Consider the following 11,706-nt stretch of genomic DNA (forward strand, 5'->3'; position numbering starts at 1 on the left):
GGCGTTGGCGCCATGGATGGCGCCATCGAGCTTACAGGGATGTACTTGCAGCGTCCCCTGCACGGCCCACCCGCCCCGCCTAACCCATGAGCCGCTCTAAGCAGCCAACCACGAGGGGCTCAGCCGTTCGCCGCCGCAAACACCGGCCGCGTCAGATTGTCCGCCTCGCCATCAGTGCACAGCACTTCGTCTTCGATGCGGATGCCGCCGTACGGACGGAAGAAATCCACGCGCTCCCAGTTGATCGCATCGCCATGGCCGGCAGCCTTCACTTCGTTCAACAGCATGTCGATGAAGTACAGGCCCGGCTCGATCGTCACCACCATGCCCGGTTCCAGTACGCGGGTCAGGCGCAGGTATGGATGACCCGCCGGGCGCTCGATGCGGCCGCCTTCGTCACTGGCAGCGAAACCGGCCACGTCGTGCACCTGCAGGCCGATCAGGTGACCGATGCCATGCGGGAAGAACGCGGCGCTGACGCCGGTTTCCAGCGCAGTCTGCGGCGACACCTTGATCACGCCGAAGTCCTTCAGCACGCCCATCAGCGACAGATGCGCATCAACATGCAGCTGCTTGTAGTCGAAGCCCGGGCGCACCGCTGCGCACATTGTCTGCTGCGCGGCATCGACGGCTTCGATCATCGCCGCGAACTCGTCATGGCCGGCGGCGGCGTAGGTGCGGGTGATGTCGCTGGCATAACCATGCGCGCTGGCGCCGGCGTCGATCAGGAAGCTGCGCAGCGGCTGCGGTGCCCTGCGGCCCAGTTCGGTGTAATGCAGCACCGCCGCATGTTCGTTAAGGGCCACGATGTTGCCGTACGGCAGTTCAGTGGCGTCCTGTCCCACGGCCTGGCAATACGCCATGTGGATGCTGAACTCGTCGGCGCCGTTGCGGAACGCCGCTTCGGCCGCGCGATGGCCGCGCACACCGAGCACCTGCGCCTGGCGCATCAGTGCGATTTCATACGGCGTCTTGCTGCCGCGATGCCATTCCAGGTAGTTCACCACCGGCGCCGGATTGTTGGGCACATACGCGCCCAGCGCGCTCTGCGGTTCGCCCAGGATCGCGCAGCGCGCCGGATCGGACGGCAGCAGCGCCAGCGCCTCTTCGGGCGTGCGGATGATGTGGATGTCGAAGTGGTCGACCCACCAGCCGCTCGGGGCGTCCGGTACTACATGCCAGTAATCGAACGGCTGGTGGAAGATCACCGCCGGACGCTTGCCCGGGGTGAACACGATCCAGCTGTTGGGCACCCGGGTCAGCGGCAGCCAGGCCTTGAACTGCGGGTTGACCGCGTACGGGTAATCACGGTCGTCGAAGACCTGGTAGTGCAGGGTGCCGCTGGGCACCACCAGATGGTCGAAGCCGCCGCGTGCCAGCGCCTGCTCGGCGCGTCGGCACAGCACGGCCAGGTGGTCGGGATACAGGGCGCCGGGGTCTTGCTGGATCATTGCGGTGGCTCGACACGGAAAACGGCCCTAGATTCTGCCGGATACCGACGCATTCCGCTGTGCCGGAACCGGCACTCAGCCCGTCGAAACCGGTGCCTCGTCGCTGTCTTCGCCGATCCACCGGCGCAGCAGCTGCCGATGCTCGCGTGACAGCGTCAGGAAGCGGAAGCCTGCCCAGCTCTGGCCGGGCGCATGCGCCGGTTCGCTCCACAGCAGGTGTACGCCGACGTCGATCAGCTCGCTGCGACCCTCGGCCGAGGGCAACGGGAAGCGCAACTGATACAGCGCATCGTCGCGCAGCGGGGCGCTGGCCAGCATCAGCATGCCGGTCTCGGACACGTTGCCCAGGCGTCCAACCACGCAGTCGCGCATCTGGTCGGTCACCGGCACCAGGTCGGAGACCTGCCGGCGCGGCGCGCGGCGGGTATCAACGGGCGGTTGTGTACTCATGCGTTGGGCTCCTGCTGGCGGCGTGTGGCAAGTGCGCGCAGCGCGCTCAGGCTCGCCTGCCAGGCGCGGTCGACCAGCCGGCCCTTGTCTTCGGTGACCAGCTGCGCGCGTCCGCTGCTCATCTGCCTGGCCAGCGTATCCAGCGTGGTTTCGCCGATCTTCTGCCCACGCGCGTTGACCAGCAGTACATGGCCGGTCAGCAGGCTGTACCAGGACAGGCGCTGGCGGCGCAGAGCGCCTTCGCCATCATCGATATCGAACCAGCTGCCGAAGGGCAGCGCGCACAGCTGCTGGTAGCAGGTCTCCTCGGCCTCGCTGCGCGGTGCGGCATCATCTGCCAGCGCTTGCGTGCCCGCATGCTCGCCCAGACGTGCATGGGCCTTCAGGCGCGCGCTGAGTTCGGTGCGCGAGGTGCTTTCGTCTTCACCGCCCGGCGTGGACAGGCGACGGGCGACGGCGGCTGCCTCTTCTGCGTGATAGCCGACCTGCAGCAGGGCCGATTCAACCTCGGTGGCCAGCGGAGCATCGGTCGCGCTGCTTTCGCTGGCGGCCTCGGCCGTGATCGCGGCGATGCGTTCGGTCTGCTGCAGGCGCTCCTGCCACTGCGGCGAATCTTCGCCGTGGCGCAGGCGGGTCAGCGTCAATGCGTCCGCCCAGGCCTGGCGCAGCAGTGTCTGCACGAAGCGTGGCGGTTCCTGCGTGTCGCAGCACTGGTCGATCTGTGCATTGGCTTGGCGTCGCGCAAGTTCCAGCCGTTCCTTGCCGCGCGCGGCTTCCACGTGGCGGCGCTCGGCCAGCTCGGCGCGATGCGCGGCGGCACGCTGGTGCTGCTGTATCTCTTCGTTGGCGGCGGCAAAGGCCTCGGGCGTGCGCGCATCCTGGCCGAGCAGGCCTTGCACGCTCTGCGCCAGCCGTTGCAGCAGCTGCGGATCGACATCGTCATCGCCGAGCCAGCTGGCGCCGGCTTCAGCGACATGGTTGAGCAGTTCGCGTGCCGGGTGTTCGTCGCGCACGAAGAACCCGGGATCGGCCATCGCTGCGCGCGCCAGGGGTACCTGCAGGCGCGCAAGCAGGGCGGCCGGCACCGGGTCCGGTCGTTGCTGCTGCTGTACCTGCTGCAGCAGCAGGCGCAGCAGATCGAGATTGTCACGGTCGTGGCTGCCGAGGTTGGCCTGCGCACCATGTTCGCTGCGCAGCTGGGCGACAACGGCGGCCTGCAGATCGGTCATGGCGCTGGCGGCGCTGGCCTGGCCCTGCAGGCGCGCCAGTACGGCATCGACTGCCGCACTGGGCAGGGCTGGCGGATCCACCGCTGGCTGCGGGGCCTGCCGCGCCTGTTGCAGCATCTCGTGCAGGACGCTGCTGGCCGGTACCGTCAGCCCGGCCGACGCGCCGGGCGCAGCCGCATCGGCGAAGGCGTCCTGCATCAACGTCGACCACGAGCCGGCCGGTGCCGAGCCGCCCCAACCAGTCATCGGCGTGGGCACGCGCGGTGACGGGCGTCCACTGCGGCCGCTGCCGACCGACTGGGTGATGATCCGGCGGGTGCTGGAAGAACGCGCCAGGTACGGGGTGTAGACCAGGCCCGGCAGGATGCCGTGCTGTGCCAGCAGCGCATTGGCGCGGTCGAGCACATCGCCCAGCCGCTCCAGCACCTGCCGCTCGAAACTGCGGTACAGCGCCATCTGCACCTCGGCGCTGAGGGCATCCTGTTCGGCCAGCTTGCGCACCATCGTGCACAGGGCCTGCGGTGCCAGGGGCAGGGTATCGGCTTCAAAGGCCGGTGCACCGGCAATAACCCCCAGACGCTGGCCGAGCAGGTTCAAGGCGTTGGCCGAACGCAGCGTTTCCCGGCGCACCATTTCGGTCAACAGCAGGTCGCGGTCGACTTCGTGCTCGGCCACCAGGGTCAACCCCAGCATGCCGGGCAACGGTGGTGGGGTGGTGGCGGCCATGACCGGTGTGATCGGTTCCCGCAGCCGCGCCAGCGCATCGGCCAGCGCATCGAGCATGCGGTCGCTGAAGTGGCCGGCGAACGCATGCAGCTGGCCGCGCTGTGCCAGCAGGTCAGCCTGCTGTTGCGGGTTGCGTGCATGGTCGGCGTCATGCAGCAGGGTCTGCTCCAGCGCTTCCACGGTCAGGATCAGCGGTGCCGTCAGGGCCTGATGGCACAGGCCGATCAACGCGCCCAGCAGCTCGCGCACGCGCGGCGGCAGGTCGGCCGCGGCCAGGCGGGCAGTGTCGGCACTGGAGAGGGAGAAGACAGCAGACATCGGCGAGGGGGTCCGGATTCCCGCGGATCGATCTTGGAATCTACCGTGTCGGCCGGTGAAGGCGCTACTTTAGCGATCGATTCATTCAGCGCGGCCTTCCCTGGCTGCGCCGCAGGCGGATCATTCTTCCAGGAACAGGCTGACCACATCGTTGGTGAAGCGCCGGCCGAGCTCGGTCGGTTGCACGTACCCGTCCGCCACCAGCAGCCAGCCGCGCTGCACCGCTTCGGCCAATGGAACGTCCAGCACGCTGCGCGCCAGCCCGGTCCGCGATTCGAAGTCGCGCAGGCTGAAGCCTTCGTGCAGGCGCAGCAGGTTGAGCATGTATTCGAAGGGCAGGCGATCGGCGGCGATCACCTCGTCGCCACCGAACGATGCGGCGGTGCCTGCGGTATCCATGAACGTCTGCGGGTGCTTGTGCTTCCAGCGCCGCAGCACATGCTCCTCGGCACCGGAACTGATCTTGCCGTGTGCGCCGGCGCCGATACCGAGGTAGTCACCGAAACGCCAGTAATTCAGGTTGTGCGCGCTCTGCCGACCGGGGCGGGCGTAGGCACTTACCTCGTACTGGCCGAAACCGGCCTGCGCCAGCAGCGCCTGGCAGTGTTCCTGCATGTCCCAGGCATTGTCTTCATCGGGGATGCCCTGCGGCGGCCGCGCGAAGAACACGGTGTTCGGTTCCAGGGTCAGCTGGTAGTGCGAGATGTGGGTCGGCTGCAACGCGAACGCGCGTTGCAGGTCGGCCTCGGCACCGGCCAGGGTCTGTTCCGGCAGGGCGTACATCAGGTCGATGTTGAAATTGTCGTAGCCCGCGTCCTGCGCCATCTTCACCGCGCGCTCGGCCTCGCCACTGTCGTGGATGCGGCCCAGGCGCTTGAGCATCGCATCATCGAAACTCTGGATGCCGAAGCTGAGCCGGTTCACCCCGGCCGCACGGTAGCGGTCGAAGCGACCATGCTCGGCGGTGCCCGGGTTGGTTTCCAGCGTGATCTCGGCATTGGGCGCGAAGCGAAGGCGGGCGCTGGCCTGCTGCAGGAAGCGGTCGATGGCTTCCGGCGGGAACAGGCTGGGCGTGCCACCACCGAAGAACACGCTGCTGACCACCCGGCCCCAGACCAGCGGCAGGTCCTGGTCGAGGTCGCGCACCAATGCATCGATGTAGGCATCGAAGGGCAGTTCGCCCTTGGCCTGGTGCGAGTTGAAATCGCAGTACGGGCACTTGCGCACGCACCACGGCAGATGCACGTACAGCGCCAGCGGCGGTGGCACCAGGCGCGGCGGGGTGTCGTGGTCGCAGGACTCGCCGGGCAGGTGGTTGCAGTGGTCGTGGTCGTGGTCGTGGGCGTGCGGCATGGCAGTCATCGGTAGTGCCGGCCGCTGGCCGGCTTCCCTGTGTTGATCGGGTGGGGTATCAGAGCCAGGCCGCGAGCTGCTGCTTGAGCTGCTGCAGGGCGATGGCGCGATGGCTGATGGCATTCTTCAACGCCGGTTCCATTTCCGCGGCGGTCAGGCCGTGGGTGGTATCCAGGAACACCGGGTTGTAGCCGAATCCATTCGTACCGCGCAGCTCGCGGATGATCTGTCCTTCCCAACGGCCTTCGCAGATCAGCGGCTGCGGGTCGGTGGCGTGGCGCAGCAGCACGATCACCGCATAGAAGCGGGCGCTGCGCTGGCCATCGGCGACGTCGGCCATCGCGTCCAGCAGCTTGGCATTGTTGGCCGCTGCATTGGTCGGATGGCCGGCATAGCGCGCGCTGTACAGACCCGGCGCACCACCGAGGGCGTCGACGATCAGCCCAGAATCATCGGCCAGCGCCGGCAGGCCGGTCGCTTCGCAGGCGGCGCGCGCCTTCAGCAGCGCGTTCTCGACGAAGGTCAGGCCGGTCTCCTCCACATCGCCCAGGCCCAGTTCGGCGGCCGAGGTGATCTGCAGCGGCAGGTCGGCGAGGATTTCCTGCATTTCCACCAGTTTGCCAGCGTTGTGGCTGGCCAGTACCAACTTCTTCATCAGCGGGGCTCCAACAGGTCCCAGGTGTTGCCGTACAGGTCGCGAAACACCGCGACGGTGGCGTAGGGTTCTTCGCGCGGCTCTTCCAGGAATTCGACACCGGCGGCCAGCATCGCCGCGTGGTCGCGGTGGAAGTCGTCGGTGTTGAGGAAGAAGCCGACGCGGCCGCCGGTCTGGTTGCCGATGCGGCTGCGCTGCTCGTCGTTGCTGGCGCGGGCCAGCAGCAGGGCGGCGGCGCTGCCATCGGTCGGCCCGACCACCACCCAGCGCTTGCTGCCCTGGTCGATGTCGTCCAGTAGCTGGAAGCCGAGCTTGCCGGTGTACCAGGCGATGGCTTCGTCGTAATCGGCCACCACGAGGGTGGTCAGGGCAATGCGCCGGTTCATGCCGACAGCGCTGCCTGCTGCGCGGCCAGCAGCTCGGTCACGCCCTTTTCGGCCAGGCCCAGCAGCGCATCCAGTTCGTCACGGCGGAAGGCATGGCCTTCGGCAGTGCCCTGCAGTTCGATGAAACCGCCGCCGTCGTTCATCACCACGTTCATGTCGGTGTCGCAGTCGCTGTCTTCGGCGTAATCCAGGTCCAGCACCGGGGTGCCGCGGTAGACGCCGACCGATACCGCCGCCACCGCGCCGAGGATCGGGTTGCGCTTGATGTCACCGCGCTTCATCAGCACGTTCACCGCGTCGACCAGGGCCACGTAGGCGCCGGTGATGGCAGCAGTACGGGTGCCACCGTCGGCCTGCAGCACGTCGCAATCGAGGGTGATGGTGCGTTCGCCCAGTGCGTTGCGGTCCACGCAGGCACGCAGGCTGCGGCCGATCAGGCGCTGGATCTCCAGCGTGCGGCCGCCCTGCTTGCCGCGTGCGGCTTCGCGGTCGCTGCGGGTGTGGGTGGCGCGCGGCAGCATGCCGTACTCGGCGGTCACCCAGCCTTCGCCCTTGCCACGCAGGAAGCCCGGCACCCGGTTCTCGATGCTGGCCGTGCACAGCACGCGGGTTTCACCGAAGCAGACCAGCACCGAACCTTCGGCGTGACGGGTGAAACCGCGCTGGATGACGACCGGGCGCAGCTGATCGGGCTGACGGCCACTGGGGCGGAAATCGGACATGGGGCAGGTTCCGTAGGAAAAGGGAGTACGCCACCATCCCCGCGGCCTTCACGGGGCGGGGAAAGGGGCTCAAAAGAGACCGCTAGGGTACCATTCCCCCTTTGCAAGCACCGGAAACATCCATGATTCGAAGCATGACGGCCTATGCCGGCGGCGAGCGCTCCACTACGTGGGGAACGCTGGGCTGCGAGCTGCGCTCGGTCAACCACCGGTTCCTGGAAGTGGGCACCCGCCTGCCCGAGGAACTGCGCGCATTGGAACCGCAGCTGCGCGAGCGCATTTCCGCGCGCCTGAGCCGTGGCAAGCTGGATCTGGTGATGCGCCTGCGCGCGCCGGAATCGGCCGCCAGCCTGCAGGTCAACGAGGTGCTGCTGGGCCAGCTGGGCCAGCTGGCACACCGGCTGACCTCCGATTTCCCCAACCTGCAGGTCAGCTTCACCGACCTGCTGCAGCTGCCGGGCGTGACCCAGGGCGAGGCCACCGATGCCGCGGCCCTGCAGGTTGAAGCACTGGCGCTGCTGGACCAGGTACTGGACGGCTTCATCGCCGCCCGCGAGCGTGAAGGCAATACGCTGGCCACCGCCATCGCCGAGCGCGTGGATGCCATCGAGCGCATCGCCGCCGAGGTCCGTACGCTGATTCCGGCCATTCGCGACGGCCAGCGCGCCAAGCTCGCCGCCCGCCTGGCCGACCTGCCGCATCCGGTGGATCCGGGCCGCGCCGAGCAGGAGCTGGTGATGTGGCTGCAGAAGCTGGACGTGGACGAGGAGCTGGACCGCCTGTCCAGCCACATCGTCGAGATCCGCCGCGTGCTCAAGCAGCGCGAGCCGGTCGGCCGCCGCCTGGACTTCCTGCTGCAGGAGTTCAACCGTGAGGCCAATACGCTGGGCTCGAAGTCGGTGGACAGCCGCACGTCCAATGCCGCCGTTGAACTGAAGGTGCTGATCGACCAGATCCGCGAGCAGGTGCAGAACATCGAATGAGCATTTCCACGCCCCCGGCCGCGATCGCACGCGGCACGCTGTACATCGTTGCCGCGCCCTCCGGCGCCGGCAAGAGCAGCATCGTCAACGCCACCCTGGCGCGCGACCCGCAGATCGCCCTGTCGATCTCGTTCACCTCGCGGGCCATGCGCCCGGGTGAAGTGAACGGCCAGCACTACCACTTCGTCAGCGCGGAAAAGTTCGAGGAGATGATCGCTGCCGGCGACTTCTTCGAACATGCCTGGGTGCATGGCGACTGGAAGGGCACCGCCCGGCAGTCGGTGGAGCCGCAGCTGAACGCCGGCCAGGACGTGCTGCTGGAGATCGACTGGCAGGGCGCGCAGCAGGTGCGCCAGCTGGTGCCGGGCACGGTGACGGTGTTCATCCTGCCGCCGTCCAAGCAGGCCCTGCAGGACCGCATGCGCAAGCGCGGCCAGGACAGCGAGGCGGTCATCGCCCAGCGCCTGGGTGCTGCCCGCGATGAAATGCTGCACTTCAACGAGTTCGACTACGTCATCGTCAATGAAGTGTTCGACACCGCCGTGGACGAACTGTGCGCGATCTTCACCGCCAGCCGCCTGCGCCGGGACGCCCAGAAGGTCCGCCATGCCGGCCTGATCCAGGCCCTGTTGACCCCGGATGCGAGTTCAACTGATTGATTCCTAAAGGGTCCGGTGGGGGTTGGCTTGATTTTGTCCAGCCCCTGCCAGTACACTCCGTCCCCTTTCCCTCATTCGACTGAGCGGCCGACCGGTCGCCGGGAGCCCGTATGGCCCGCATTACCGTAGAAGATTGCCTGGAAGTCGTTAACAACCGTTTCGAGCTGGTGATGATGGCCTCCAAGCGCGCCCGTCAGCTCGCCAATGGCGTGCAGGCCACGCTGGACAACAGCGAGACCGAGGACAAGCCGACCGTGCTGGCACTGCGCGAGATCGCTGCCCGCAAGATCGACAACGCGCTGATCGACGAAGTCGAGAAGGCCGAGCGTGAGCGCGCCGAGCGCGAAGCACTGGAGTGGGCCGCCGCTGAAGTGGTCGCCGACGAAGACATGTCCAAGAACGACGATTGATCGCATCGATCAACGTCATCGCTGGATACGCCGAACAGCCCGCCCCGTGCGGGCTGTTTCGCATTCAGGGTTTGCCGTAAACGTCGCGCTGGCATAGGCTTTGGCCATGAACCCAGGCCCCACTGCCAAGGTCGCCGCAGTCCCCGCTGCCGCCGTACCCGATTACGTCCTCCAGCTCGAACGCGCCGCCCACTACCTGCCGCCCGAGCAGCTGCCGCTGCTGCGCCGCGCGTGGGAAGTCGGTGCCTCCGCGCACGCTGGGCAGACGCGCAAGTCGGGCGAGCCCTACATCACCCATCCGGTGGCCGTGGCCCAGGTGCTGGCCGAGCTCGGCCTGGACGTGGAAGCGCTGATCGCCGCGATCCTGCACGACACCATCGAAGACACCCCGCTGACCCGCGAGGCGCTGTCGGCCGAGTTCGGTGAAGCGGTGGCCGAGCTGGTGGACGGCGTCACCAAGCTGGACAAGCTGAAGTTCCGCGACCGCCAGGAAGCGGCTGCCGAGAGCTTCCGCAAGATGCTGCTGGCGATGTCACGCGACCTGCGCGTGATCATGATCAAGCTGGCCGACCGCCTGCACAACATGCGCACGCTGGGCGCGCAGAGCCGTGAAGCACGGGGCCGCATCGCCCGCGAGACGCTGGAGATCTACGCCCCGATCGCGCAGCGGCTGGGCATGAGCCTGGTCAAGAGCGAACTGCAGAACCTCGGCTTCAAGGCGCTGTACCCGTGGCGCCATGCGATCCTGGAAAAGCACATCCGCAGCCAGCCGGTGGTGCGCCGCGAGGCGCTGGCACAGGTTGAAGTGCAGCTGTCGCAGCGCCTGGCCAAGGAAGGCATCGAGCACCGCCTGGTCAGCCGCATCAAGACCCCGTGGAGCATCTACAACAAGATGCGCGACGAGAACAAATCCTTCGACCAGGTGATGGACGTGTTCGGCTTCCGCCTGGTCGTGCGCGGCGTGCCGCAGTGCTACCACTCGCTGGGCGCAGTGCATGCCGCATTCAAGCCGCTGGATGGGCGCTTCCGCGATTTCATCGCGATCCCCAAGGCCAACGGTTACCAGTCGCTGCACACGGTGCTGTTCGGCCCGTATGGTTCGCCGATCGAAGTGCAGATCCGTACCGAAGAGATGGACCTGATCGCCGAGCGCGGCGTGGCGGCGCACTGGACCTACAAGTTCGGCGGCGATTCGCCCAACAGCGCGCAGAGCCGCGCGCACGCCTGGATCGTCGAACTGATCGATTCGCAGCGTGCCGCTGGTTCGTCGCTGGAGTTCCTCGACAACGTCAAGGTCGACCTGTTCCCGGACGAGGTCTACCTGTTCACGCCGAAGGGCAAGATCCTGGCGCTGCCGCGCAATTCCACCGCGCTCGACTTCGCCTACGCCGTGCATACCGATGTCGGCAACATGGCGGTGGCCTCGCGTGTGGACAAGAAACTGGTGCCGCTGCGTACCAAGCTGGTGTCGGGGCAGTCGGTGGAGATCATCACCGCGCGCTCGGCCACGCCCAAGCCGCAGTGGCTGGAGTTCGTCGTCACCAGCAAGGCACGCACCGCCATCCGCCACCAGCTCAAGCAGCTGGAGCACGAAGATGCCGTGCAGCTGGGCCACCGCATGCTCGACCGCGCGCTGGAGGCCATGGACAGCTCGCTGGAGCGCCTGCCCAAGGGCCGCCTGGATGCCTTCCTGGCCGAACACCGGTTCCCACGCCTGGAGGCCCTGCTGGCCGAAGTCGCGCTGGGCAACTGGATGCCGACCCAGGCCGCGCAGGCATTGATGGCCTACGCCGAACTGCGCGGCGGCGCGCATTCGCGCCACAGCTCGCAGGAAAAGATCCTGATCAATGGCAGCGAGCGTGGCGTGGTCACCTTCGCCGGCTGCTGCCAGCCGATTCCGGGCGACGACATCATGGGCTACCACACCGCCGGCAAGGGCATCGTGGTGCACCGCATGGACTGCCCGAACCTGGCAGAGCTGCGCAAGTCGCCCGAGCGCTGGGTGCTGATCGGCTGGGATACCACCGTATCCGGCGACTACGACACCTCGCTGGTGGTGGAAGTGGAGAACGGTACCGGCGTGCTCGCGCAGCTGGCCGCGGCGATCGCGCAGAGCCATTCCAACATCGAGCGCGTGGATTACCTGGACCGCGACTTCAACGCCGCGGTGCTGGCGTTCAACATCCAGGTACGCGACCGCAACCACCTGGCTGAAGTGATGCGTCGCCTGCGCCGCCTCTCGGTCGTGCAGGCCGTTCGCCGCCAGTAGCTCCACGCCATGCGTGGATGATTCCCGGTAGCGCCGGGCCATGCCCGGCGAGCGCGCAGCGCGGCATGAATCAAATGCCGCCGGGCATGGCCCGG

General features: G+C 67.4%; 11 protein-coding genes. 4 read left to right on the forward strand and 7 right to left on the reverse strand.

Annotated elements, in window-relative coordinates:
* Nucleotides 1–119: 119 nt before the first annotated feature.
* The 7 genes from pepQ to rph all read right to left on the reverse strand — a co-directional run bounded on the left by pepQ (nucleotide 120) and on the right by rph (nucleotide 7,290).
* Nucleotides 120–1,451 carry a Xaa-Pro dipeptidase gene (gene pepQ / locus ACFX4F_RS19710; protein WP_380657988.1) on the reverse strand — a complete coding sequence of 444 codons (1,332 nt, stop codon included), beginning with the start codon at nucleotides 1,449–1,451 and terminating at the stop codon, nucleotides 120–122.
* Between the two features lie 75 nt (nucleotides 1,452–1,526).
* Nucleotides 1,527–1,901 (reverse strand): PilZ domain-containing protein, encoded by a 375-nt coding sequence (locus tag ACFX4F_RS19715; protein WP_380657990.1) that lies wholly within the window; start codon nucleotides 1,899–1,901, stop codon nucleotides 1,527–1,529.
* Nucleotides 1,898–4,174, reverse strand: coding sequence for a DUF1631 family protein (locus tag ACFX4F_RS19720; RefSeq protein ID WP_380657992.1), 2,277 nt, complete (start codon nucleotides 4,172–4,174; stop codon nucleotides 1,898–1,900). Before ACFX4F_RS19720 ends, ACFX4F_RS19715 begins: the two co-directional genes overlap by 4 nt.
* Nucleotides 4,175–4,294: 120 nt before the next feature.
* Complete coding sequence (gene hemW / locus ACFX4F_RS19725) at nucleotides 4,295–5,527, reverse strand: radical SAM family heme chaperone HemW (protein WP_380657994.1); 1,233 nt, start codon at nucleotides 5,525–5,527, stop codon at nucleotides 4,295–4,297.
* Nucleotides 5,528–5,585: 58 nt separating this feature from the next.
* Nucleotides 5,586–6,182: an RdgB/HAM1 family non-canonical purine NTP pyrophosphatase gene (rdgB, locus tag ACFX4F_RS19730; protein WP_380657996.1), complete on the reverse strand. Its 597-nt coding sequence runs from the start codon at nucleotides 6,180–6,182 to the stop codon at nucleotides 5,586–5,588.
* Nucleotides 6,182–6,568 carry a VOC family protein gene (locus ACFX4F_RS19735; RefSeq protein ID WP_380657998.1) on the reverse strand — a complete coding sequence of 129 codons (387 nt, stop codon included), beginning with the start codon at nucleotides 6,566–6,568 and terminating at the stop codon, nucleotides 6,182–6,184. Before ACFX4F_RS19735 ends, rdgB begins: the two co-directional genes overlap by 1 nt.
* Nucleotides 6,565–7,290: a ribonuclease PH gene (rph, locus tag ACFX4F_RS19740; protein WP_025874210.1), complete on the reverse strand. Its 726-nt coding sequence runs from the start codon at nucleotides 7,288–7,290 to the stop codon at nucleotides 6,565–6,567. The genes ACFX4F_RS19735 and rph overlap by 4 nt, the downstream gene beginning before the upstream one ends.
* A gap of 122 nt (nucleotides 7,291–7,412) precedes the next feature.
* On the opposite strand from rph, the gene ACFX4F_RS19745 reads away from it, so the two are divergent.
* From ACFX4F_RS19745 to ACFX4F_RS19760, 4 genes are all read left to right on the forward strand, one after another.
* Nucleotides 7,413–8,273 carry a YicC/YloC family endoribonuclease gene (locus ACFX4F_RS19745; RefSeq protein ID WP_380658001.1) on the forward strand — a complete coding sequence of 287 codons (861 nt, stop codon included), beginning with the start codon at nucleotides 7,413–7,415 and terminating at the stop codon, nucleotides 8,271–8,273.
* Nucleotides 8,270–8,932 carry a guanylate kinase gene (gene gmk, locus ACFX4F_RS19750; RefSeq protein WP_033831917.1) on the forward strand — a complete coding sequence of 221 codons (663 nt, stop codon included), beginning with the start codon at nucleotides 8,270–8,272 and terminating at the stop codon, nucleotides 8,930–8,932. The genes ACFX4F_RS19745 and gmk overlap by 4 nt, the downstream gene beginning before the upstream one ends.
* A 110-nt stretch (nucleotides 8,933–9,042) precedes the next feature.
* Nucleotides 9,043–9,342 (forward strand): DNA-directed RNA polymerase subunit omega, encoded by a 300-nt coding sequence (gene rpoZ / locus ACFX4F_RS19755; RefSeq protein WP_005410877.1) that lies wholly within the window; start codon nucleotides 9,043–9,045, stop codon nucleotides 9,340–9,342.
* Nucleotides 9,343–9,448: 106 nt separating this feature from the next.
* Entirely contained in the window at nucleotides 9,449–11,611 is a 2,163-nt protein-coding gene (locus tag ACFX4F_RS19760) for a bifunctional (p)ppGpp synthetase/guanosine-3',5'-bis(diphosphate) 3'-pyrophosphohydrolase (protein ID WP_025874213.1), read from the forward strand.
* Nucleotides 11,612–11,706: the final 95 nt, after the last annotated feature.

Origin of the sequence: Stenotrophomonas sp. YIM B13575 (genome assembly GCF_042787595.1) — a bacterium.
GTDB classification, from domain to species: domain Bacteria; phylum Pseudomonadota; class Gammaproteobacteria; order Xanthomonadales; family Xanthomonadaceae; genus Stenotrophomonas; species Stenotrophomonas lactitubi_B.

What these genes read in the sequence shown, in the direction of transcription:
- pepQ (WP_380657988.1), bottom strand. Translation starts at nt 1,451, where the DNA reads ATGATCCAGCAAGACCCCGGCGCCCTGTATCCCGACCACCTGGCCGTG.
- ACFX4F_RS19715 (WP_380657990.1), bottom strand. Translation starts at nt 1,901, where the DNA reads ATGAGTACACAACCGCCCGTTGATACCCGCCGCGCGCCGCGCCGGCAG.
- ACFX4F_RS19720 (WP_380657992.1), bottom strand. Translation starts at nt 4,174, where the DNA reads ATGTCTGCTGTCTTCTCCCTCTCCAGTGCCGACACTGCCCGCCTGGCC.
- hemW (WP_380657994.1), bottom strand. Translation starts at nt 5,527, where the DNA reads ATGCCGCACGCCCACGACCACGACCACGACCACTGCAACCACCTGCCC.
- rdgB (WP_380657996.1), bottom strand. Translation starts at nt 6,182, where the DNA reads ATGAAGAAGTTGGTACTGGCCAGCCACAACGCTGGCAAACTGGTGGAA.
- ACFX4F_RS19735 (WP_380657998.1), bottom strand. Translation starts at nt 6,568, where the DNA reads ATGAACCGGCGCATTGCCCTGACCACCCTCGTGGTGGCCGATTACGAC.
- rph (WP_025874210.1), bottom strand. Translation starts at nt 7,290, where the DNA reads ATGTCCGATTTCCGCCCCAGTGGCCGTCAGCCCGATCAGCTGCGCCCG.
- ACFX4F_RS19745 (WP_380658001.1), top strand. Translation starts at nt 7,413, where the DNA reads ATGATTCGAAGCATGACGGCCTATGCCGGCGGCGAGCGCTCCACTACG.
- gmk (WP_033831917.1), top strand. Translation starts at nt 8,270, where the DNA reads ATGAGCATTTCCACGCCCCCGGCCGCGATCGCACGCGGCACGCTGTAC.
- rpoZ (WP_005410877.1), top strand. Translation starts at nt 9,043, where the DNA reads ATGGCCCGCATTACCGTAGAAGATTGCCTGGAAGTCGTTAACAACCGT.
- ACFX4F_RS19760 (WP_025874213.1), top strand. Translation starts at nt 9,449, where the DNA reads ATGAACCCAGGCCCCACTGCCAAGGTCGCCGCAGTCCCCGCTGCCGCC.